The organism is Filomicrobium sp., assembly GCF_025698805.1.
Lineage (GTDB): Bacteria > Pseudomonadota > Alphaproteobacteria > Rhizobiales > Hyphomicrobiaceae > Filomicrobium > Filomicrobium insigne.
Window position 1 is genome coordinate 355526 of record NZ_JAILWT010000002.1, and the last position, 23147, is coordinate 378672.

Here is a 23147-nt window from a genome sequence, read left to right on the forward strand (position 1 = left end):
GCCAAATCCCATTTCAGCGGAATTTATTCTAGCACAAACTTCAGCGTCCGTGCACGCACGGTCGTTTAGCCCCAACATTGTTTTAAGCCATGTTCCAGGTTCAGTTTCCGGCTTCCAGGCATTCAACAAGCCGGACCATATCGTCGGGCAAAGGGCTCTCAAATGAGAGCTGTTCGCCGGTAACCGGGTGTTCAAACGCCAATTCTGCGGCGTGTAGAGCTTGTCGCCCCAACCTCTCGAGTGCCGTTCGCGCTGCTGGCCCTAGCCGACGCGCGCTCGCTTTGAAGCCACTACCATAAACCGGATCCCCCAGAACTGGATGCCTGATATGCGCCAAATGCACGCGAATTTGATGTGTGCGGCCTGTTTCGAGCACCAAACGCATCAGCGAAACGAGTTTCGGCGCAGAAGGAGCATCGAACGTCCGCAGAACCTCATAATGGGTCACCGCGTGCCGACCTTCCTCAGGTGCGACAACAGCCATTTTTGTGCGGTTTTGCGGACTGCGGCCCAGATTCGCCTCGATTTGCCCCCGATTGCGATCGGGCTCTCCCCAGGACAACGCGATATAGGAACGGCGTAACCGCCCATCAAGTCCATGAGACACGAACTGCTCAGCCAGACCTTGGTGAGTTGCATCGTCTTTTGCGACCACTAAAAGCCCTGAAGTATCTTTGTCGAGCCGATGCACGATCCCTTGCCGTTCTGGCCCGCCAACAGCAGAGAGACTCTCGCCGCAATGCGCGATAAGCGCATTAACCAGCGTCCCGGAGGAATGCCCGGCTCCAGGATGCACAACGAGTCCGGCCGGTTTGTCTACGACAATGAGATGCGCGTCTTCATAGACGATATTCAGCGCAATGGGCTGAGCACGCGGGGGTTCCGGCACAGCGTCAGGCACTATAATTCTATATGCCTCGTCGGCTTTGATACGCTCACCGGGATTGCTGAGAATCCGCCCACCGGACCAAACCGCTCCCTCCCGCACGAGCGCCTGGATACGCGAGCGGCTGAAGTTTGGAAGCTTCCCCACAAGCCACTTATCGATCCGCTCACCGACGTCTTCGGCTGAAGCGAAAAACTCGCGCACGTCGCTCTCCGCCGTCTTGTCTTCATCCACCTTCACGAATTTCTCTTTCACCTGCGGATACACGTAACGCGCACGCCACGTGAGCCGGACGTTTTTTCAATCATGCGCCAAAACAGAACGCGACGTGTCGATTCTATTTCCTTGATCAGCGAAGCAGCCTAAACTATACGAGCCGTCTGCCAACAGTGCACACGTCCCGTTCGTCTAGTGGCCTAGGACGCCAGCCTCTCACGTTGGAAACACGGGTTCGAGTCCCGTACGGGGCGCCACTATATTTGTTTTTATTTATTTTCCGCCGATCTGAGCCAGAAGAACCTAGTCCATACCCGACTCGGCTCTACGATTTACTGAGCCGAGAAAGCCATCGCGCTTCGATTGTGAGCGGGAGACATGGAAGAACTGGGTAAGTTCCCGTGCTGGCTTTTCTCACCACAGTTGGATTTGATGTCACCGATGCGCCAGTGCAGGATCTATAGCCCTGAGAGCAATTCGGAAATTCACAAGACATTCTAATCGGAGACCTTCTCCTGCTTGTCGTCCGGCTGCGAAAGATAGCCCATGTCCCACAATGGACCTTCCTCCATTCTCGTATTTGACGTGAATGAAACCCTGCTCGATATCACGACGCTCGAACCTCTGTTTGATCGCGTCTTCGACGACCCGGCGATTTTGAGAGAATGGTTCGCGCAGCTTGTCCTCTACTCCCAGACCATGACCCTGTCGGGCCTGTACACGCCATTTGGCGAATTGGGCGTGGGAGCGCTCCGCATGCTCGCGTCAATTCACGGAAAGACGCTCGTCGACAGCGACATCGATGAACTGAAAGAGCGGATGAACGCGATGCCGGCGCATGCCGATGTCGTGCCGGCGCTAGCACAGCTACGCGATGCAGGATTTCGGCTTGTGACACTGACAAATTCAGCGAGCGCAGCTTCGCCAACACCACTTGAATGTGCAGGTATCGCCGAATTCTTTGAACGCTCCTTCAGCGTCGACGCGGTTCAAAAATTCAAACCAGCCCCCGAAGTCTACCGACTGGTCGCTGAAAAATTGCACGTCGAGCTATCTGACATTTGCCTCATCGCGTGCCATGTCTGGGATACGATTGGTGCGCAGGCTGCTGGCTGTCGTGGCGCCCTCATTACACGCCCTCACAATGCCGTTCTGCCGGCGGCACGAGTGCCGATCCCTGATCTGATTGCGCCAGATCTGAGCGACCTCGCCGATCAAATCATTAAGCGCTGGCAGACTCAGACCACACGCTAACGCTTCCGCGCCACGAGAAACAATCGAGGGTCCTTCCGCCCCGATCCGTGACGGCCACGCTCGATGATTTCAAATCCCGCCGCAGCAACCTCGCGCTCCAACTCCTCCGCTGAGAAAAACGCGACGTAGGGTGCTTTCCCGAAGAGCTGCATGACAGGGACTCCGAAACGAACAATCGAACTCATTTCATTGAGGCACGGCGTCTTCGAGATAAAGAGCCCTCCTGGCTTCAGGATACGATGCACGCTCTTCAACGCGGCTTCGCGCTCATCGAGAAGGTGCAAAACATTGAAGCCCAAAGCCGCGTTGTAGGTCTCATCCGGCCACGGCAGATCATCAGGTGTCGCCACATCGAATGACACATTCGAGACGCCCTCGACCGCAACTTTCTCGCGCACAATCGCGATCATTTCACTCGAGATATCGGTCGCGGCGATCTGCGCCACGGAAGGAGCAAGCCTGAGCGCCGTCGTCCCGGTTCCGCATCCGAATTCAAAAGCGACATCGGTATCTTTCAGGTAGTCGCGGGTACGCTCGAGCGTCCGGTCGTAGCCTGCCATATCGGAAATCGAACCGGCGGCATATTTGCGCGCAGCACGATCCCAGAAGCGGGCATTGTTAAGGGTACGGAACATGAGCAGCCTCCTATGAGCCGCCGCTCACTAGCATATGCGTGAAATTTTGAAATTGCGGAAAATTGCAAGTCACATATACAAAAATGCATGAAGACGATGGATTGGAACCGAGCTCAGGCTTTCCTCGCGACCGCAGAAGCTGGATCGCTCTCGGCTGCCGCACGACAGCTCGGACTGACCCAGCCGACCCTGTCCCGCCAGGTTGCCGCCCTCGAAGCTGAACTCGATGCAACGTTGTTCGAAAGGGTCGGCAAGAAACTCGTTCTGACCGAAACCGGCATGAGCCTTCTGGAGCATGCACGCACCATGGGTGAAGCCGCAAACGCCTTGACCCTCGCTGCCTCCGGGCACACTCAAGCGATCGAAGGCCGCGTCAGCATTTCCGCCAGTGACGCTTACGCCGCTTATATCCTTCCAGACATCGCAGAACGTATTCGCGAGGAAGCCCCGCAGATCACGCTCGTCATCATATCCCGCAACTCATTGAGCGACTTGCGCCGGCGCGAAGCGGATATAGCCATCCGCCACGTACGGCCCGACGAAGACGGTCTTGTCGGCAAACTTGTTCGCGAGAGCACAGCGAACTTTTACGCATCTCAATCTTGGCTTTCACGCAATGAACGCCCCAAATCCATGGCGGACATAGCTCAGTACCTCATCGGGTTCGAAGATACCGAACGCTTCGCCCAATTCATGCGCGGCATCGGCATTCCTGCGACGGAAGACGGATTTCGGCTCGTATCGGAAAACTCGGTCGTCGTCTGGGAAATGGTCAAACGCGGATTGGGAATTAGCGCCATGATGCGCGAGATCGCCGAACGCACCACGGGCATCGTCGAACTATTTCCCGAAACCGAAGCCGCAAAGGTTCCCGTCTGGCTAGTAACCCACCGCGAGCTGCGCACAAGCCGGCGGATCCGGGTCGTCTATGACATCCTGGCCGAGGAACTGACGCGCCTGACGTAAACGTCTTTAGCACGTCGCGACGAGGTCCATGAAGCGCTAGAGACCTGCAAAAAACTGAATCACCATCGCGTTGACCAGATCCACGAAGAAGGCCGACACCAGCGGTAAGATGATGAGCGCGAGCGGCGCCGGTCCATGATGCTTCGTCACCGACGACATGTTTGCGATCGCAGTGGGCGTTGCGCCAAGGGAAAACCCGGCGAAGCCCGCACTCAAAACCGCAGCGGTATAATCGGCTCCGGTGAACCGGTACACGACGAACAAAATAAACACCATCGCGGCCACGACCTGTAGGATCAAAATCCCGACCAAAGGCCCACCCAGACCTGCGAGCGTCCAAAGCTGCATGCTCATAAGCGACATCGCCAGGAATACGGAAAGACAGTAGTCAGAGACGACTGCAAGCGCACGTGTGCCTCCTGGCCATGGCAACGTCGGAAAGAGATACGGAATAGTGTTGGCCATTACGATGGCGACAAGCATGCACGGCACAAAGAGAGGAAGCGTCAAACCAAGGTCAGAGATCCACTGATTTGCTAGGTAGCCGAGCAGCACGGCAACGTGCGCAGCCAGGATAGCGCGCATAAGCTCGATGTGGTCGATATCCGGCTCCCCTGGCCCCGGATCTTCGTCAGGAAGCCCAACAATAAGAGTATCGTTGTCACTCGCCTCAAGCTTGTCCCGCTCAATCAAGTACTTTGCAAGCGGTCCTCCGATAAGCGCCGCAGCCACAAGTCCGAGCGTAGCCGCAGCGATACCGATTTCCTCGGCCGCAGCGAAACCAGACACGGAGGTGATTGTTGGCCCCCACGCGATAGCGGTGCCGTGTCCCCCGATAAGCGAAGCCGAACCGACAAGCACGCTGACGCTCGCGGGCAGACCAAAAAGGCTCGTGCCCAGGAAACCAACCGCATTCTGGATCAGGATGAATATCACGGTAAGCGCGAGCAAAATCCCGAGAAGGCGACCGCCGGCCAGCAGATCCGAGAAACGCGCATTGAGACCGAGAGTAGCGAAGAAAATCACGAGCAACTGGTCACGCACGATGAGATCGAACGTAATCTGCGTGCCGGAGACCAAGAAGTACACCCACGTGACAAGGGCAGCCATCAAGCCGCCCGCCACGGGTTCGGGAATGTTGTAGTCGCGCAGAAAAGGGACGCGACGCGTCAAGAACGCACCGACAAAAAAGACGATTATACCGCACGTTACGGCCGGAAATGCTGGAATCTGCATGCTACCCGAGAATTCTGTCTCAGCGAATGCGCGCTGCTGACCAACGTCTCAACTTTGAATTCGCAACCTGAGAAACAGCCAGCGCGATCTGCAGCCCAGACTGCCTCACACGGAAAAAGGGCGGCGATGCTAGGCGCCACCCTTCAATCGAGTTCGTTAGCGCTCTCAGCCCCGTCTCACACCGCTTCCACAATGCAATACTCTAAGCCTCGTTTCCAGCCCTTGGATAAGCGAGATGCTATTCCAAAAATACGAGCCGTTCACTCACAAGAGCACTTTGCTGAAGCTGCGCATGGAGGGGCCGGAGCGGCAACACAGATGCCTTTAGCCGAGCCCTGTCCCTTACACCAAACATCACAGTCGAACTTGTCGGGGTGGCCAACATCATCGCTGTGCGCGTGAACGACATCAACCCCAGGATTGGATTCAACAAGCAGGGTATCCGAGAGGCAAGCTTCGCCGAACATCCTGCCGTTTGGATTCCCGTCCTTATCCGTTCCAACGTGACAGCCTGCGGCACCAGGATTTACTCCGTCAGTATCGGACCAGTAAGTCATCTCGCCCTGCTTCCAATCATCAGGCTTGAAACTGAAAACACCCAAGGCACCCGCCATACCCTTGGCGCCTACAGAGGGGCCATGGCCTTCGTCAGCCATCGCAGAAAAAGCCGTCATCATCGACAAAGCAGACAACATAAAAATCGTGAACAATCGAACCATAGGGGTTTCCCTTAAAAGCGTGGTCACACGCTAACGACAGCTGGAGTTTTCTAAAGCCTCGTCGGACTTGGCATCACAACGTGGGAAGCGGTTTATCACGAACCCCATTTTGTGAAGCTTACATACCCTTTTTATGGAAAAGCAGACATTAAGCTGCCCAATGCAGCCACAACCGTTTTAACGAAATCGTTTCATTAGAACGTTCAAAGCAAAGTCAGCCAGCAACGCCATGACAAGTGCGACGGCGCCACAGAGAAAGATCAGGCTGTAGTTCTCATCGGTATGACTGAACAGAAATGCGTATCCGTAAGCACCAAGAGCCTGAAACAAAGCGTATGCCATAGCCGTACGCCCCCATGCGGTGCGTTGCGCAGCATAATTATGGGGGAAGATCTCACAGACCCGACCGAACACGATCGGCACAATGCCAGGCGTGAAGGCACCCAGAATGACAGCCGTTACACCGATCACCAGCCAATGCTCGCTAAAGGCAAGGAACGCCGCAGCTATGGCCTGTAGTGCTAAGACCACACGGTAAGCTTGCCGAAATCCGATTTCATCCGCGAGGTAGCCACAGACTATTGGTCCTGCTGTCGCGGCCAGCCCATAAGCGACCCAATATACCGATCCGATTTCCGCTCCACGGCCAAGTCCGCGCGCAACATAGTCAACGAGCAGGATCATCGCCGGCACAATGCCGAGGGCATTCAACGCATATTGCGCATAAAGAACACGCAGGGCGATGCGCTCCTTCGCCTTCTCAGCCCCCGTTGCGACCTCCGTGGTGGAAGGGGGAGTAAATGCAGGCCACCCAAACCAACTGATCGCGGTCAGAATGATCGATAAAATGCCCAATCCGATCCAGGGCTCGCGGACTCCAAACTGAAGCAGTGCGGGGATGAGAGTGCCGGACGACGCGATGCCAAGACCTATGCCCAAAAAGATCATGCCACCGGCAAAACCGCGTCTGAGCACTGGAATGTGCGGCAGCACCGTCGTCGCCACCAGCACCATGATGGCGCCACCGGCAAAACCTGAAAGAAAGCGCCATGCGAAAAACCATGACACCGAGAGCGGATAGGCACACCCAAAAAATGCGGCCGTAGCCAATATCATGGACGCCCGCAGCGCGAGCCGGTTGGACAACATCGTGCCCATACCTTTGCCGGCGAAAGCTCCGATCAGGTACCCGGCCAAATTCGCAGCGCCAAGCGCAACGGTTGTGGCAGAGGAAAACCAGTTAGCATCGATGAGTGCAGGAATAAGTGGCGTGTATCCAAACCGGGCAAGACCGATTGAAACGAAATTCGCCGACAAACCGGCAATCGTCGCAAACCAATCCGAACGGCTAAGAGTAGTCCTCGCAACCTCTTGCGGAGAACTCGCGGAATTTTCTGACATGCTGATGAAGCTTTCCCCGTTGTGAGCACGCCCTGGGTTGCCGCTAGAGAAATGTCCAACCGACAAAACCGACTACGTTCGGTCTTGCCTGGAACGATCACTTGTCAAACTGGCGTGCCTCGGACGGCGGAAAGGCAGGAAGTTGGATGTTAGACAAGCTGACACCTCACGCCCAATGACATGAAGCCATACCTATCTGACGAAGCATCATGACGCGCGTTTCGAACAAAACGCACGTGAGTGTTACACCTCACACGGCCAAACACTTTGCGAGATTAGCGCTCGATAACCCATTGAGTAACCGCCTGATGATAGTTCAGCATTCCCGGTACTGTCTTATGCGTCTTGAGATACTTGAATCCAGCGTTCTGCAACGTTCGGTTCGGACCAACATTAAACGCGTTTGGCTCGCAGAAGAGGCTCTTGAGCTTGAGCTTCTCGAAATAGGTATCGACGCTAAGACGAACGCACCCTGAGCCCACACCCCGCTGCCTGAGGTCCGCCTCCGTGATATGCAGATGCATGTTCGCACGCTGCCCAAAAACGATTTTGTCGCAACTTGAAAAGCCAATCGGCCTACCATTCTGCAACCATATCAAAAAGTACCGGGCACGCTCATCCAAGGGCAGCAGGAGATCGGTTTGAAATCGCTCGCGCCACACGTCCGGACTGGGGAGGCGCGTCGGATCGACACCAAGAAGATCCAGATATTCCGGCGTCGATCCGTGAAAATACTCAATGACCAAATCGACTTCTGCCAATGCCATTTCTCTCACGATGATCGACATCCGGTCTCCCTCTAGTTGCATCCGATTTCCAATCCAATCGGGACGCCATAAAGAATTTCAAACACAGGATTAACAATGAAACCCGCCCATCCTAACCACCTCACTATTAGTCATTGATCCGTGACGAATTTGGCGTAGCCTAGGACAGAGAATTCGTCTGCGGCAGACAGATGGGAAGCTCTCATGGAACTCGACGCTCTTTTCCTCGCAAGGCTCCAGTTCGCGTTCACCGTAGCCTTCCACATCATCTTTCCCACCTTCACGATCGGGCTCGCGGCATTTATCGCGACGCTGATGATCCGTTGGCATTGGACGAAGCGCGACTATCTTTACCAACTCGCGCGCTTCTGGACGAAAATCTTCGCCGTGTCCTTCGCGATGGGCGTCGTCTCCGGCATCGTGCTATCCTACCAATTCGGTACAAACTGGAGCGAATTCTCGCACCGGGCCGGCAATATTATTGGCCCCCTGCTCGGCTACGAAGTCCTGACAGCATTTTTCCTTGAAGCAACCTTCCTCGGAATCTTGCTGTTTGGCTGGAATCGCTTTCCGCCGAAACTTCACATCACAGCGGCAATATTGGTCGCAGTGGGGACATCACTCTCTGCCTTCTGGATTCTGGCAGCCAACAGCTGGATGCATACGCCCACCGGCCACGTCATGAAGGACGGGATCGCCTCACCCGTCGACTGGTGGGCGATCATATTCAATCCAAGCTTTCCCTATCGCTTCTCACATATGTTCACCGCGGCCTTCCTCACCACATCGCTCGTCGTGCTCGCGGTCGGCGCGCGCTACCTGATGGCACGCGTCTACATAGAAGAAGCAAAGACCATGATCCGCATGGGGCTTGGCATGGTCGCGATCCTTGCTCCGCTACAGCTCATTATCGGCGACATGCACGGCCTGAACACGCTGGAACATCAGCCGGCAAAAATCGCCGCCATGGAAGCTCACTGGGATGGTTCGAAACCCGGCGCCTTGGTCCTGTTCGCGTTGCCAAATCAGGCCGAGGAGCGCAACGATTACGAAATTTCGATCCCACGAGGCGCAAGCTGGGTTCTTCGCCACGACCCGGATGGCTTGTTTCCGGGTCTGAAGGATTTCAAACCTGAGGATCGCCCCCCCGTCACACCCGTCTTTTTCGCATTCCGCGCCATGGTGGGCATCGGCTTGCTGATGATCGCAATTGGATTTGTAGGTGCTTGGCTCTGGTACAGGGGCCGATTGTTTGAATCGCGCTGGTATCTCGGCTTCGTACAACATTGCTGGCCGCTGGGCTTCATCGCCATTTTGGCTGGCTGGTGGGTCACCGAAACCGGCCGTCAACCCTGGCTCGTACAAGGCATTCTGCGCACCGCGGACGGCGTCTCGCCCATCGGACTAACAACGGTCCTGACGAGCCTTATCCTGTTCGTGCTGGTTTATTCGAGCGTATTCTCCGTAGGCATCTACTACATCAACCGCCTGATCGCGAAAGGTCCGCAACCTTCCATTATCTCGGGAGATGAAACTGCTCCCGGCGTTCCCTCGCGGCCACTCTCAGGCGCCACGGGCGCAGCGCGCGAAGCAACAACTGAATCGGGGCAATAGCTATGGATGACATGACATATTGGCTACCCGTGGTGTGGGCCGCCATTCTCGTCGTTGCCGTCGCGGCCTACGTCATCCTCGACGGTTTTGACCTCGGCCTCGGAATCCTCTTTCCATTTTATAAGACAGAAGAGCATCGCGACGTGATGATGAACACCGTCGCACCCTTCTGGGATGGAAACGAAACATGGCTGGTTCTCGGCGGTGTAGGAGTGCTCGTCGCATTCCCGATGGCCTACGCCATTATTATGCCTGCGGTATACTTGCCGATCATCATCATGCTGCTCGCCCTGATCTTCCGGGGCGTCGCGTTCGAATTCCGCTGGGTCGCCAAACCCGATCATCATTCTGTATGGGACGTCGCTTTCGCCGGCGGCTCGATCGTCGCCACCTTTGCTCAGGGCGTTGTCTTGGGCGGGATCCTCCAGGGCATCACCGTCGAGAACAATGCTTTTGCGGGCGGCGCTTTAGACTGGCTGCGTCCCTTCCCGATCTTTATCGGCCTTGCCCTGATAGCAGGATACGCGTTGCTGGGAGCCACCTGGCTCTTAATGCGCACCGAGGGGGAAGTCGCGAGCCGCGCACGCGAGCAAGCCAAGGCTCTGCTACCGATCGTACTCGTAGCGATGGGGATCGTGAGCTTGTGGACTCCTTTGGCAACCGAACACGTTGCCGAGGTATGGTTCTCCTGGCCCAACATCCTCTACTTATCGCCTGTTCCCATCCTGACAGCATTCGCAGCATGGATCTGCTGGCGTAGCCTCGTAACGGGCGACGAGCTCACGCCGTTTATAGCGACGATTGCCCTGTTCATGCTCGGGCTTATCGGGTTGGGGATCTCCAACATCCCTTACCTAGTACCACCGTCAATAACCTTCTGGCAGGCGGCTGCACCACCTGAGTCACAAATCTTCACTTTGGTCGGTGTTATGATCATGCTGCCGTTGATCCTCGGCTACACGATCTTCAATTACTGGACATTTCGCGGAAAGGTCCGGCCTGGAGAAGGCTACCACTGAAGGCATAAACGTTGATGAATAAAGCCCACCTTGTTCCAAGGTGGGCTTCCTTAAATTGCGGCATGAGTGAAGCTGTTTGCTCGGTCAGTCTGCGCGGTCGAGGCGGGTAATACGCTCCAAAAGACCGCCCCTTGGACGGTCTCCTTCTGTACCTTCATCCTGCGTTGAGATATCGGACGCTCCGGCAGAGGCAGCATTTGTCTTCGCGCCCTCGTCACCCTGATGATGATCCTCCGCCGAACCATTGTTCCTCGTAATCGAAACCTCAGCCGGTTGACGAGGTATGTTACCGCCCAATGCTTTCAAAAATCCCGAAGCGCGCGACATGTCACCAGAGCTCCTGGATGACCCTTCGCCGCTTGCCTCGCTACTACGATCAGGACTGACACTCAGGCTGCCTATACGGTCACTCAACGACCGACGAGCAGCAGCCTCAGACGTCGATGGTGAAGAAGAACTAGCCGCACGACGCGTTTCTCCGCCCGCCGATGCACCACGCGCGGCGCCGAGACGCCGCATCTCCTCCGTATAGTGCGCAGCCTGCAACGCTGTGCGTTCATTGGCCGCCGCAATCTCCGACTTGAGTCCCTGGATCTTCTGTTCTTGATCCACCGTTTGCGCTTCAAGCGTGGCAATGCGCGCCTGCATAGCAACCTTACTTTGAGCCAGAGACTTGTGTTCCCTCTCCGCTTCCTGATAGACGGCCAGCCCGGCCCTTAAACGGCCAACCTCAGCAGCTTGATCTTCTGATTTAGCCTTCAGCGCACGGATCTCATCTTCAAACCGTGCACGCTCCTGTTTCCCGGCCTCGGCAGAACTTTTCGACGACCGCAGCGCCGTCTCCGCTTCCTCCAGCTCGTTGCGAAGACGGCTGATCTCCTCCTCCGCGCGGCGGACCTTGACCGGGGTCATATCGGCACCTTCGTCCGATCCTGCACCCATCGCATTACCTGCGCGCGCAAGCAGTCCTTCAAGACGTGTGATCTGAGCGGCCTGATCACGCGTCTTGGCCTTAAGCGCCTCTAGCTCGGTCCGCAGTGCAACCTCGTCCTCGACATCCGACGACTTGCGCATCCCCAGGCCCATGCGACCACGCAGAGAGCGCACGTTCAACGCTGCTGTCAGCCGATGCACCTCATCTCGTGTTTGCGAATTGAGATGCGTTGCGTCCTCAAGTGAGCGAGCTTGCTTCTGGGTTGTCTGCGCAAGCGCGCCAATCTCTCGATCACGTTGCATCAGTAGCTTACGCGCCTCTGCGAGACGCTGCTCGACCTTGGGCAAGCGATCCATGATTGTCTGCTCAAGTACACGCCGTGCATTCTCGTACTCTTCCTGCGAAGTATGGAAGCGTTCAACTTCGCCCTCAAGCCCGCTAATAACGGCATCCCTACGGTTGATCTCAACACGCTGCCGTGCCGAGGCCAGCGTCGCCTTTTCAAGCTTGTACTCGAGCTCATGAATGGTCAGGGCATAGTCCGCACGCAACCGGTCCTTATCGGCGCGAATTTCTGCTTCGGTTAGCGGCATAGCGCGCTTGAGACGATCAACCGCCAGCCGCTCGGTACGGCGCCGATAAGCCGGCACGATCAGCAATCCGATAAGGGCAGCGATCAGAAAGCCGAGCGCGATCAGCATGAACGACTGGATCGATATCACCCGCTCATCCTCGGCTTTTTCTCAACATCAACTTCGTAACGCCTCGGCATCATGAGCGAAGGCACTCCACGTGTTTCCCCGCAACCCACCGGCTACTGGTCCAAATGGGACCGTGTTCCAGTACGACCATACAGCCTCATGTGGAAAGAGGAAATCGCGACGGTCACACCCTTAGAATGGATTCCAAGTCGGCGACCGAGTGTACTTCAGATACCCAATATTCGCACCCAGCCGAAGCCCCACTCCCGCGCGAATAGGCGCCATCGTGACATGCTCATAAGTCTGGAACTGAATACCGACGCCGCCAACCACATAAGCCGACCCCTGTACGCCACCGAAACGATGATAAATATCCGACGGGTCTCTCATGTTGTATACGAGCACCATTGTCTTGGAACCGTCACCACCGAAATCGTAACCGACGGATGGCCCTTGCCAGTAGACTTTGTGAGTTCCCCAACGTCGCGTGTGTAGACGCCCCTCGCCGTAGCGCAAACCAGCAACGAATGCGCCGCCTGCGTCTTCCCCAAGAATATAGCCGTTAGGGCGGCCCGATTGCTTGAATGCATATTCTATGACGTTGGCCAGCCCCTTGCTCACAGAACCAAAAAACTGATGCCCCGCACCAAGAATTTCATTCTGGCTGTAGGTTCCACCACCGTCGTCTTGTGGATAGTTACGGGGAGCACGGTCATCATAAGGCTCGTCGGCATACTGGCCAGGCCCGCTATCGTAGCGACCATTGTCGCGATAATCACGGCCGCCGCTATCGTAACGGCTTGTCCGGCTGCCATAGTCCGGACCATTGTTATACGCACTCCCCGAACCATACCCGCCACCCGATTGTGGAGACTGATATGCATCGTTCGATCGGTAAGTATCGTTCGAGCCGTATGTGTTGTTAGGGCGGTACGCCTCGCCGGATCCATACGACTGGCCGCCGCCATCTCCGGAATACCCGCCCCCGTTTGAATAACTTCGGTTCGACGGTCCCTGAGTCGGCGTGCCATACCGCGAATCAGCCGCGACGGCATCAGGATCGGGTGCCTCTCGATAGACGTCGTACTGGGAACCCGAATAACTATCCTGCGCATCGGCGGCGCCCGCATAAGCGAACGCAAGCGCGAAACCCAATGCTAACGTCGCGAACCGCGCCGTCCAATATCCAAGCATCTTTTTAATCCGATAGATCTGGGTCAATGAGCAATTGAACGCGCGCCGACTTATAGTGAACGACGCAGCCAATAGCGTTAATGAATCTTTGCTCGGAAGTTGTTACCAAAGTGTGGCCGAGCGCGATGCCGGGGGGCCACACCAGCCTGGGTTTCGCCCCCGAGCTACCCTGAAACCGCAGGAACGGACAATTCGCACCCTGCGGAGCCTTTGCATCGGCGCGCAACGCCGTGTATTTCTGCGGTTCTATAGGATTTACGAGCGGCCCCCGTTTGGCTCGCGTCGCCACGCTTCTGATACGCTGGCGAGCCGCCGCTTTACTCCAGAACTGATCACCGATGCCCGCGGTAAACGGGCCGACGAGGGGGCACCGAATGGGTGAAATTCAGACACCAACCGATCTTGAGCTTGCCGCCTTGATCTCCAGCAAGATCTGTCATGACATCATCGGTCCGGTTGGCGCAATCTATAACGGCCTCGAAATACTCGACGAAGACGATGATGCCGAAGCCCAGTCCTACGCGCTCGATGTCATTCGCAATGTGACCGAACAGGCTTCTGCGCGCCTGCAATTTGCACGTTTCGCATTTGGTGCTGCGGGGTCAGCCGGAGCACAGATTGATCTGCGGACGGCCGAGCAGATTTCACGCGCCTATGTCGGTCAACGCAAGCACGTCCTGAATTGGGTCGGACCGCCCGGCCATATGGCCAAGGACAAAGTCAAACTGCTCCTTAATATGATCTCCTCGGCAATCACCGTTCTGCCGCGCGGTGGAGAGATCCGCGTTTCGATCGAAGGAGAGTTGGAGCAACCAGCATTCGCACTGCGCTGCACAGGTACCGGCGCACGCCCGCCGCAATACCTGACCGAGTTCGTCGCCGGAGAAGAGCCCACCGAATTCAACGCTCTCAATATCCAGGCGTACTACACGTGGCGCTTGTCTGAAGCCACCATGATGCGACTAGAGATTATCAAGGACGGCGACGACATCATCATTTCGGCGGTACCGTAGGCATAGGCGAACCAGGGCGCAGGTTGTTCGTAACAAAACCTAAACTTAACCATTTGCCGAGAGCATTGCCGCGCCTTCGATACTGCCGCTAGGCGTGGCGTTCCCCTTGATGCTGAGATTTCATCCATGCAGTGCTGTCTGGTCATCGATGACGCCGAACTCGTTCGCAGAGTCGCGAGTCAGTTCCTCGAGCGTGCGGGTTATATGGTGATCGAAGCTGAAGACGCTCAACAAGCTCTTCAGACCTGCACCGCTCGGATGCCTGACCTTATCCTCTTGGACTGGCAGCTTCCAGGAATGAGCGCGCATGAATTCCTTGAAGGGCTGCGTGGGCTCTGCCCTGCAGGCGGCCCGCAGATCCTCTACATGATGACCGAATTCGACATCAAAGATCTGACACGCGCCCATGCCGCCGGCATCACAGATTTCCTGCTCAAGCCCTTTGATCGGCAGACACTGACCGCAAAGCTCGATCAGTTTGCCCAAGCCAGACTTGCATCCACTTGAAGTACGACACTCCGACCAGGGACAAATCCTCGTCGCTATCCCTATCCGTAGAGGAAATCGGCCTAGCCCTGTCGTTCCACGACTGCTAATTCACGACCTCAGCATTTCACCCGAGGTTTGCCTGGCCGTGCTACGCGTCGAGCACTTAAAGATCCCGGATTTGCCGCCCCTGACGTTCATCGTCGCGGAGGGGCATTGCCTCGCGGTTGAAGGCCCGTCCGGTTCAGGCAAAACACGACTGCTGCGCGCCATAGCCGATCTTGACCCGACGCCTGGGCAGATCTTCCTGGACGGAGCCGAACGCGGTGAGATGCCGGCACCAAGGTGGCGTTCGATGGTGCGCTACGTCGCGGCAGAACCGGCCTGGTGGACACCAACGCCGCGTCAGGCCTTCCCCGCTGACGAAGGCGCATTGGAAAAAGTTGAACGCGCGATGACCAGCCTGGGCCTGGGCCCGGAACTCATCGACCGCCCCATCTCTCAACTCTCAACAGGCGAACGGCAGCGTTTGGCCTTGTTGCGCGCACTCGTCGATGAACCGAGAGTTCTGCTCCTGGACGAACCGACATCGGCTCTTGATGCCAGACATGCAGCACTCGTTGAGGAACTGATACGCTACCAGCTCATCAGCAATCGTGCGGTGATCATCGTAAGCCATGACGACGCTCAGATCGCACGTCTCGCCGATGCGCGCCTTCAACTCGGACCTACGAACAATACGAAGGCACGAGCCTTGAGGGGTCCGCAATGACCTACATCGATCTTAGCGTCTGGGACCTAGCACTCGCCGCCGCGCTTATATTGCTGAACGCCGCCATCTCATGGGGCTTCCATTTGGGACTGGGGCGCACGCTGGCCTTCAACACTTTGCGAATGGTGCTGCAGCTCGCGTTGATCGGCTACGTGCTTGGCTGGATTTTCGCCCAATCCAACCCGCTGTGGACTGCACTCATCGCCGCGATCATGATCGCTGTCGCTGGATACGAAATCCGTGCACGCCAGTCCCGGCGCTTTACGGGGTTTACGAGCTACCTGCTCGGCTCGGGCACGCTCTTATTCGTTGGCACACTCACCACGATCTACGCGGTCGCGGCCATTATTGGTCCAAATCCATGGTACGACCCGCGCTACATTCTACCAATCTTGGGAATGGTGCTTGGCAACACCATGACCGGCATTGCCCTGACACTAAACACGCTGACAGAATCGGCCGCCCGCGACCGCGCAGCAATAGAAGCCAGATTGTCCTTGGGTCACAGCCGCTTCACAGCTCTGAGCGAAACGCTACGACAGGCCCTGCGAACCGGAACGATGCCAATCCTCAATGCAATGGCGGCATCTGGCGTCGTCAGCCTACCAGGCATGATGACGGGACAAATCCTCGCCGGCCTCGACCCCATCGAGGCGGCGAAGTATCAAATCATGATCATGTTCATTATTGCCGGCGCGACGGCCCTCGGCGTTGTCATAGCCGGTTATGCAGCCGCGCTTCTCCTCTCAGACAATCGACACCGTTTGCGCCTCGACCGTCTTGAGAAAGAAGCCTAAGCCCGCAGATCAGCCGTCCCAGCAAACGTCGGCTTCGGCACGGCACGTGTATTCATCAAAGATAATCAAGTCCAGGAACAGCTCGCACGACACGTCCTTTTTGCCCGTGCGATATTTTGAGATGCCCCGTTCACTCGTCCATTCCTTGATGTACTTGTCGAGGAGATCCTTAGCGTCTTTGGTCGGCCCGTCTTTGCCATAATCATTGACCGAGAACGCAAGGCGCGTGCACTTGGCCTGCGCGGGAGCGACGACAATGAAGGAAAGTGCGATCGTCGCCAGGACGGCCGACAACATCGATGCACGCGTGGACATGGCTGTACCCTGGAAAAATTAACCCTGTTCATCTCCTATAGACGCCAGCGTTTGGCGTGCCTAGAGGCCCAAACGGGTTTCCCCATGGCAATTGCAGCAGGACAACAGCTCAATCCTAGCGGGAAAGCAAAAGCGCCGCTCCCCAATACCAGGATAGCGGCGCTTTGTAGGTCTGAAACCGGCAGATCAGTTCATATACGGCGAGTCGCCACCATGAAAGGCAGCCGGGCTATCAAAGAAAAACCCGTGATCGAACGGCCCCATCACGCTCTGCTGATCAACGGAAGGATCACGATAGCTGTTAACGCTACCGAAAATCGAACGGGCATTGCCGTAGGTATTTACAGTGTCGCTATAGTTGTATGAGTAGCCGCCACGGCGCTTCACATACCCCTTAACCTTTACACCACCGCCACGATAGTAGCTCGATTTTGGGTGAGCGCCTTCAGCGCTAGACCAGCGAGACCGCGAACCGGCCTCTGCGGACACTGAGAAAACGGCAAAACTACACAGCAATGCCGCCAACACACACAAACGCATCATAACTCGACCTCACTCACATTGACGTTTAGCCGCCACACTAAACCGGAACTCGTCAGCACTCTGTAAAGAACCGGAAACAATGTCTACGGTTCCAGGTTGTACAGTCTCCATGCATATATGGGGCTGGCCCGAATCGAGCATATTTGCCATAGGAATTATAATTCATTAATGCGTTATCTGTCTGTCGCATAATGCGTTTACTCGACGATTGCTGGTTCAGACGAATCTTCATCCGAACCAACATCGTCACCCTCAAGCTCTTTCGGGAGTTGCATGAATTATGGATATCGTTTCTCTGCTCGTTCAAGCACTAGGTGGGGCTATCGGTGGAAACATCGTCGGTCAGCTCTCACGCGCGCTCTCAACAGGCACGCTCGGCAACACCGTTCTGGGAGCTATCGGCGGCGCGATTGGCGCTTATGTCCTCCCCAAACTTGGCATTCCCGCACAGGCCATTGATCTTGCCGGCTCCGTTGACTGGCAGCAGATCTTGAGCCAATTGGGCATGGGTGCCGGTAGCGGCGCCATCATTTCGGGAATTATCGCGGCGATCCGCAACGCAACATCACGTAGCGCATAGGCAGAAAAAAGAGAGCGGGCGCTTCTCGGAAAGAGAAACGCCCGCTCTCTTGTGAAATCAATTTCACCGACTATTTGCAGGCTTTTTGGTGCGCAACACAATGCGTACCGAACGTAGCCCCTGTGCAAGTCATGTTCACCTGCCCCGCCGGTTTCCAGCTATTGGCGCTGATCTGGTTTTTTAGCGCGGCGTTGGCCATGAACTTCGCCAGATCCTCTGTGATCATGGTCGCCTCACCACCGGCGCGGACGCAATTTCCCGCCTGAGCACCGGTGCTCACACAGCAAACTATTGAAACGAATGCAGCTGTCAGAATGTGAATCCGCATAGCCCACCTCATATGGGATGTATTGATCGTATCGTTTTAGAGATCTTACTTTTTACAAATGGTCGAGGTGCCGTAACACTCGTACCCAAGACCGCCTTGCTTGCATTTGTATTTACGGGGGCCAAAATCATAGCCACTCGTCTTGCCGGTTGCCATCCACTCGGCCCACGCGCCCCAATCCGTTGCCTGAAGCAGCACTTCATCAACTTGGAACTTGGCGCCATCTAGGGATCCGGCGGTACCTTGTCCGGCCTTCTTGAAGCACTCACGCGCTTCCACGTCAGCCGACAATAGGCTCATCCCCACCATCAATCCGACGCCGGCAGAGAACGCCATCGCGAACTGCCTGAGCTTTGTCATAACTCGTCTCTCCTGATGTTTGCGAAACACGTCCGCACAACCAGTCACATTGCATGAAGTGCGGTCGGTTGCACATCGCATGCCCACACGTTTCGGTGGTTGGAGTACTCTTTTCATCACGCGCGTTGCGCACATGCGACAAGCGCTGCCGCGCCCCATTAGGCTCGCAAGAGTAACAAGAGCCGCTCTTTCAGGCGCCGTCTGGAGCGTCTGAGACAACGTCGAACCAGGGACCACATCGAGTGGACCCGGCTCACTGAGCCATTTGCAGATTAATCGCTTTGGGGCCTTTGCCGCGACGGTCCGGCTCCACCTCGAACGACACCCTCATGCCTTCGCCGAGTTGGCCAATACCAGAGCGCTCCACCGCGGTAACGTGAACAAACACGTCAGCCTGCCCCTCATCCGGAATAATGAAACCGAACCCTTTTCGGCCGTTGAAGAACTTCACTGTCCCAGTCTGCCGCATATCGAACCACCTATTCGGAACCGAACGCGATTATCGTCGCATGTAGCAGGTGAGCCCGAATGAAATTCCCGACCAAAACACGCGGGAAACAAATCAACTCTAATTGGCCCATCGCATTACTACAGAACAACGGAGCGGATGGATCCCAAACAATTACAGAATAAGAAACTGAAAATTGGGCAGCAGGCACAAGACCCTCCCGACGCTCAATTCGTGTGTTTCTTGGGGTTAGTCCAAAACTTTTTGAGTATCCGCCCTCGCCACAAGGGACGCAAGATTAAATAATAATCAAAAATGGATTATTTAGATTAATTACTTTAGCGCAAATGGGGGCTATTTAATTGCTAGAGCCAGCCAGCCAAGTGAGGTGAGAACGCGCTTCACGAGACTGCGCAAGCCTCTCGGCCAGAAAAGGCAATATCTTCCCGAGATGTGCATCAAGAAAATAGGGAGGATTGATGATGAGCAGTCCACTACCATTTAAGCGCTGCTCGTCACCGGGCCGATGCACGAAAAGCTCCGCGCACAAAAGCTTGTCGATACCCAGCTGAGCAACCCGCTGCTTCATAGTTTCAACGGCCGGCAGCCCTTTGATAGGATACCACAGCAGATAAGTGCCTGTCGCAAAGCGCCTGAGTCCATCCTTCAACCCGCTCACGAGCCGATCAAGCTCTCCCGCCACTTCGAACGGTGGATCGATCAGGATGACGCCCCGTCGCTCCTTCGGCGGCAACAGGGATCGCAGCGCAATCCAACCATCAATGTTCAAGATTTTCACGCGCACGTCGCCACGCAGAATTCTAACGAGTGCCGCGTAATCCTCAGGATGCAACTCGTTGACGACCAGAGAGTCCTGCGCGCGCATCAACCCCCGCGCCACCAATGGACTGCCGGGATAACAACGCAACTCTCCGTCTCCATTCACGGACCGTATGCTTGTGAAATAGGGCGCAAGAAGTTCTTTGATGCCGTCGGGAAGATCTTGCCCCCATAACCGTCCGATACCCTCGCGCCATTCACCGGTTTTGCCGGCAGCCTCAGAATTGAGATCGTATTGCCCAATCCCCGCATGGGTATCAATAACGCGAAACGGAGAAGCCTTTCGTTTCAGGTATTCAATGACGAGACTGAGCGTCACGTGCTTGATGACGTCGGCGAAATTCCCCGCATGATAAACGTGACGGTAATTCATCGTTCTATACCGGCAAGAATCTCATGGGAGGACGACAACCAACCCGCCGCATTCTTCCGCAACAGAAGCTCCCCAAACCATACGACCATGGCCAAGTATCAGGCTTTCTTTTCCCAACGGCCATCGCCGTTCTGCTGCCAGTAGGTCACTGTACACCCCGCTGATTTTGCAGCTTTCCACTGTCCGCGCGCGTGGTCCAAGGCTTCGGGGTCCCGACCATCGAACATAAAGACGATGCGAACAAAACCATCAAATGTGCTCGCGCTCGCCCCATCGACAAGAAAACGAACCCCAGCGCCGTTTGGCGTATCATCATCCGTCGTCAGATATATCGGCTGTAATTCGCTGTGCCCATCTGCCCTGCGCCCATGCGGCAGAAAACTGTCATCGCGATAAGTCCAAAGCGCCAGATCCAAGGCTTCGAGCCGTTCTTCTGAACCCGATTGGACCACAGCGCGCCAGCCACGCTCGATCGTCTTCTCAAGCAAGCTCGGCAACACCCGCTCAAGAGGCTGACGCTCCAGATGATAAAATAGAACTTCAGTTCCGATTTTAGCCGCGCCCGCCCCGCCGTTTACCGATCAAAATGAGCTCCACCCGGTCTTACGCGACGCCATTCAAACAGCCACTGAAAACAACGAACGACGCCGTGGAGCTGGCTAGACAGCTCTTGAACGGGACCGGAGTATAAACTATTTAACCATGTCCGGAACGGCGCCAGACACTCGGCTGACGTCCGTGTGGGCGGCGAGCCTTCGGAGAAGCGCTTGCGCTCCCGGGGCTCCCGCCCACTGCGTTCCGCTAAACCCTCGTTCCAACTAGAATCCGACGATTTGATCCGCCGGCATCAACTCACTGATTGTTGGACTTCCGCCACTTCGAATATTCGCCGCGCGTCATATGACCTTCACGGTGCAATGCATCTGCACACACCCGCGATAAACGCTTGCCATTCGTACGCATGCAGCTGTCCAGCTTCTGCGATCCGACTTCGTAGCCATTGCACAAGCGACTGTAATCACCGCTGCACGCCACTTTCACGGCGTCCGAAACTTTTCGCGCCTCCGCACTGCCTACGAAGACCGCACTTGCAACGGCTAGTCCAGCAATCGCCAAACCCGCCGATCGGGCAAACTGCATCTTCGATAGAACTGCAAATATCTTCATATGGTGTCGATCCTTTACCTGCACCTGTTCTGACTTCGCATCGCCGGCACAATGCGAAGATCACGTGATTGATCTTCCCCTGGCATAGAACTCACAAACTCAGCTCTTCGACGCAACGCCCACAGTAAACAACTCCCGCGCCTCTAACGCTTCTTGGACGGCGCATACGGATTCTCACCTTTTCTGAGATTGAGGCGGATAGGTACTCCGGGCAAGTCGAACGCACTACGTAGACTGTTGGTTAGGTAACGCAGATAACTGCGCGGCAACTCATCTGGCCGTGAACAAAATGCAATAAACGTCGGTGGTCGCGCCGACGGTTGCGTTATGAATCGAATTTTGATGCGACGTCCGGCGGCTGCCGGCGGCGCATGACGAGCTAACGCTTCTTGCAGCCAACGGTTCAAATCGGGCGTACCAATTCGCCGGTTCCAGGTCGCATAAGTCTCAAAAATCGCATGTGTCAGCTTGTCGAGCCCGCGTTCCGCCAACGCTGATATCATGACCAATTTAACGCCTGGCACCTGCGACAGACGTTCATTGACCGTCTCACGTAGCGCTTTGAGCTGGGCCTGTTTGTCCGTAACGAGATCCCACTTATTGACCGCGATGACGAGCGCCCGGCCTTCCTGCGTGACCATGTCTCCAATCGTCAGATCTTGATGCTCGAACGGACGCTCCGCATCGATCATCAAAACAACGACTTCTGCAAAACGTATCGCCCGAATCGTATCGCTGGCCGACAGCTTTTCGGCCAACTCATTGATCTTTGCTTTGCGTCGCAAACCCGCCGTATCGAATAGGCGAATGCTCCGGCCATTAATGGTGACATCGCTTGAGATGGTATCTCGTGTAAGCCCCGGTTCGGGCCCCGTGATCATGCGGTCTTCACCCAGCAGCGCATTGACCAGAGTCGATTTTCCAGCGTTTGGCCGGCCGACAATAGCAACCCTTAGCGGTCGCTCCAGGTCCGCCACCTCCGGCTCAGAACCACGCTCACCCTTTCGGGTCTTAAAATTCGCTTCGAGGCCGAGCGCCGACATCACGTCATCGACAAGGTCAGCGATCCCTTCGCCATGCTCGGCCGAAATCGGTACCGGCGCACCCAAGCCAAGTTCGAAGCCCTCGAAGAAGCCATCTTGCCCCGCACGTCCCTCGCATTTGTTGGCAACCAAAATCGTGGGGCGCCCAGACCGGCGAACAATCTGCGCGAATGCCTTATCCGCTTCCGTCACACCATCGCGTGCGTCGATCACAAACAGCACGACATCCGCCAGTTCAATCGCACGCTGGGACTGCTCGCGCATGCGTGATTCAATGGAACCGGCGCCGGCCTCTTCCAATCCCGCGGTATCGATTATCCGGACGGTATGGGAGCCAAAGTCCGCAACACCATCTCGGCGGTCCCGCGTCAGGCCCGGCATGTCTGAAACAAGCGCAGTTCTTCGCCCCGTAAGCCGATTGAACAATGTCGACTTACCGACGTTCGGACGGCCAACGATAGCGATAGCCGGCGCATTGGTAGATATTTGGTCCGCCATCAACGTTCCTGCACCGGCCTACTATGTACGGACCCGGCTTTT

At 56.1% G+C, this 23147-nt stretch carries 25 protein-coding genes and 1 tRNA gene; 10 read left to right on the forward strand and 16 right to left on the reverse strand.

All coding sequences use genetic code 11. The features are described 5' to 3' along the window. Nucleotides 1-100: 100 nt before the first annotated feature. Nucleotides 101-1126, reverse strand: coding sequence for an RluA family pseudouridine synthase (locus K5845_RS05385; RefSeq protein WP_046479738.1), 1026 nt, complete (start codon nt 1124-1126; stop codon nt 101-103). Between the two features lie 157 nt (nt 1127-1283). On the opposite strand from K5845_RS05385, the gene K5845_RS05390 reads away from it, so the two are divergent. Both K5845_RS05390 and K5845_RS05395 read left to right on the forward strand, forming a co-directional pair. After that, nucleotides 1284-1359: transfer RNA gene (locus tag K5845_RS05390), tRNA-Glu, on the forward strand. Between the two features lie 289 nt (nt 1360-1648). After that, the gene (locus tag K5845_RS05395; RefSeq protein ID WP_287958540.1) at nt 1649-2356 is read left to right on the forward strand and encodes a haloacid dehalogenase type II; all 708 of its coding nucleotides are present in this window, start codon (nt 1649-1651) and stop codon (nt 2354-2356) included. Here the strand turns inward: K5845_RS05395 and K5845_RS05400 are convergent. After that, the gene (locus tag K5845_RS05400) at nt 2353-2991 is read right to left on the reverse strand and encodes a class I SAM-dependent methyltransferase (protein WP_287958541.1); all 639 of its coding nucleotides are present in this window, start codon (nt 2989-2991) and stop codon (nt 2353-2355) included. The two genes, K5845_RS05395 and K5845_RS05400, sit on opposite strands and share 4 nt — an antisense overlap. 87 nt (nt 2992-3078) lie before the next feature. Here K5845_RS05400 and K5845_RS05405 point away from each other — a divergent pair, with 87 nt between their 5' ends. Next, nucleotides 3079-3957 carry a LysR family transcriptional regulator gene (locus tag K5845_RS05405; RefSeq protein WP_090227855.1) on the forward strand — a complete coding sequence of 293 codons (879 nt, stop codon included), beginning with the start codon at nt 3079-3081 and terminating at the stop codon, nt 3955-3957. Between the two features lie 36 nt (nt 3958-3993). On the opposite strand, the gene gltS is transcribed toward K5845_RS05405, so the two are convergent. The 4 genes from gltS to K5845_RS05425 all read right to left on the reverse strand — a co-directional run bounded on the left by gltS (nt 3994) and on the right by K5845_RS05425 (nt 8101). Next, nucleotides 3994-5193: a sodium/glutamate symporter gene (gene gltS / locus K5845_RS05410; RefSeq protein ID WP_287958542.1), complete on the reverse strand. Its 1200-nt coding sequence runs from the start codon at nt 5191-5193 to the stop codon at nt 3994-3996. A 260-nt stretch (nt 5194-5453) separates the two neighbouring features. Continuing rightward, nucleotides 5454-5912 carry a hypothetical protein gene (locus K5845_RS05415; protein WP_287958543.1) on the reverse strand — a complete coding sequence of 153 codons (459 nt, stop codon included), beginning with the start codon at nt 5910-5912 and terminating at the stop codon, nt 5454-5456. 177 nt (nt 5913-6089) lie between these two features. Further along, the gene (locus K5845_RS05420) at nt 6090-7313 is read right to left on the reverse strand and encodes a YbfB/YjiJ family MFS transporter (protein WP_287958544.1); all 1224 of its coding nucleotides are present in this window, start codon (nt 7311-7313) and stop codon (nt 6090-6092) included. Between the two features lie 275 nt (nt 7314-7588). Next, on the reverse strand, nt 7589-8101 hold the full coding sequence (locus K5845_RS05425) for a GNAT family N-acetyltransferase (protein ID WP_046475250.1): 513 nt from the start codon (nt 8099-8101) through the stop codon (nt 7589-7591). Nucleotides 8102-8284: 183 nt separating this feature from the next. On the opposite strand from K5845_RS05425, the gene K5845_RS05430 reads away from it, so the two are divergent. Next, nucleotides 8285-9694 carry a cytochrome ubiquinol oxidase subunit I gene (locus K5845_RS05430; RefSeq protein ID WP_046475246.1) on the forward strand — a complete coding sequence of 470 codons (1410 nt, stop codon included), beginning with the start codon at nt 8285-8287 and terminating at the stop codon, nt 9692-9694. Nucleotides 9695-9696: 2 nt separating this feature from the next. Beyond that, nucleotides 9697-10713, forward strand: a complete 1017-nt coding sequence (gene cydB / locus K5845_RS05435) for a cytochrome d ubiquinol oxidase subunit II (RefSeq protein ID WP_287958545.1) — start codon at nt 9697-9699, stop codon at nt 10711-10713. 84 nt (nt 10714-10797) lie between these two features. On the opposite strand, the gene K5845_RS05440 is transcribed toward cydB, so the two are convergent. Then, a complete protein-coding gene (locus K5845_RS05440; RefSeq protein WP_052743574.1) occupies nt 10798-12369 on the reverse strand; it encodes a coiled-coil domain-containing protein in 1572 nt (523 codons plus the stop codon). Nucleotides 12370-12540: 171 nt separating this feature from the next. Then, on the reverse strand, nt 12541-13542 hold the full coding sequence (locus K5845_RS21190; RefSeq protein ID WP_052743573.1) for a DUF1134 domain-containing protein: 1002 nt from the start codon (nt 13540-13542) through the stop codon (nt 12541-12543). Between the two features lie 374 nt (nt 13543-13916). On the opposite strand from K5845_RS21190, the gene chpT reads away from it, so the two are divergent. The 4 genes from chpT (at nt 13917) to K5845_RS05465 (ending at nt 16610) form a co-directional block, all read left to right on the forward strand. Then, nucleotides 13917-14555: a histidine phosphotransferase ChpT gene (gene chpT, locus K5845_RS05450; protein ID WP_046475237.1), complete on the forward strand. Its 639-nt coding sequence runs from the start codon at nt 13917-13919 to the stop codon at nt 14553-14555. Nucleotides 14556-14681: 126 nt separating this feature from the next. Continuing rightward, nucleotides 14682-15062 carry a response regulator gene (locus K5845_RS05455; protein WP_090227863.1) on the forward strand — a complete coding sequence of 127 codons (381 nt, stop codon included), beginning with the start codon at nt 14682-14684 and terminating at the stop codon, nt 15060-15062. 127 nt (nt 15063-15189) lie between these two features. Beyond that, complete coding sequence (locus tag K5845_RS05460; RefSeq protein WP_082100906.1) at nt 15190-15813, forward strand: ABC transporter ATP-binding protein; 624 nt, start codon at nt 15190-15192, stop codon at nt 15811-15813. Next, on the forward strand, nt 15810-16610 hold the full coding sequence (locus K5845_RS05465; RefSeq protein WP_046475231.1) for an ABC transporter permease: 801 nt from the start codon (nt 15810-15812) through the stop codon (nt 16608-16610). The genes K5845_RS05460 and K5845_RS05465 overlap by 4 nt, the downstream gene beginning before the upstream one ends. A gap of 9 nt (nt 16611-16619) precedes the next feature. Here K5845_RS05465 and K5845_RS05470 read toward each other — a convergent pair whose 3' ends face one another. Both K5845_RS05470 and K5845_RS05475 read right to left on the reverse strand, forming a co-directional pair. Further along, a complete protein-coding gene (locus tag K5845_RS05470; protein ID WP_046479734.1) occupies nt 16620-16925 on the reverse strand; it encodes a hypothetical protein in 306 nt (101 codons plus the stop codon). 186 nt (nt 16926-17111) lie between these two features. Further along, complete coding sequence (locus K5845_RS05475; RefSeq protein WP_052743572.1) at nt 17112-17468, reverse strand: hypothetical protein; 357 nt, start codon at nt 17466-17468, stop codon at nt 17112-17114. Nucleotides 17469-17748: 280 nt separating this feature from the next. On the opposite strand from K5845_RS05475, the gene K5845_RS05480 reads away from it, so the two are divergent. Continuing rightward, complete coding sequence (locus K5845_RS05480; RefSeq protein WP_046475228.1) at nt 17749-18048, forward strand: hypothetical protein; 300 nt, start codon at nt 17749-17751, stop codon at nt 18046-18048. A 373-nt stretch (nt 18049-18421) separates the two neighbouring features. Here K5845_RS05480 and K5845_RS05485 read toward each other — a convergent pair whose 3' ends face one another. From K5845_RS05485 to der, 6 genes are all read right to left on the reverse strand, one after another. After that, complete coding sequence (locus tag K5845_RS05485) at nt 18422-18736, reverse strand: hypothetical protein (RefSeq protein WP_076605258.1); 315 nt, start codon at nt 18734-18736, stop codon at nt 18422-18424. Between the two features lie 253 nt (nt 18737-18989). Then, complete coding sequence (locus K5845_RS05490) at nt 18990-19205, reverse strand: cold-shock protein (RefSeq protein ID WP_046475222.1); 216 nt, start codon at nt 19203-19205, stop codon at nt 18990-18992. A gap of 337 nt (nt 19206-19542) precedes the next feature. Beyond that, entirely contained in the window at nt 19543-20397 is an 855-nt protein-coding gene (locus tag K5845_RS05495; protein WP_090227868.1) for a 23S rRNA (adenine(2030)-N(6))-methyltransferase RlmJ, read from the reverse strand. Between the two features lie 98 nt (nt 20398-20495). Beyond that, nucleotides 20496-20948, reverse strand: a complete 453-nt coding sequence (locus K5845_RS05500) for a DNA polymerase III subunit chi (RefSeq protein ID WP_046475217.1) — start codon at nt 20946-20948, stop codon at nt 20496-20498. A 301-nt stretch (nt 20949-21249) separates the two neighbouring features. Then, nucleotides 21250-21564 (reverse strand): hypothetical protein, encoded by a 315-nt coding sequence (locus K5845_RS05505; RefSeq protein ID WP_052743571.1) that lies wholly within the window; start codon nt 21562-21564, stop codon nt 21250-21252. Nucleotides 21565-21707: 143 nt separating this feature from the next. Beyond that, complete coding sequence (gene der / locus K5845_RS05510) at nt 21708-23105, reverse strand: ribosome biogenesis GTPase Der (RefSeq protein ID WP_046475211.1); 1398 nt, start codon at nt 23103-23105, stop codon at nt 21708-21710. Nucleotides 23106-23147: the final 42 nt, after the last annotated feature.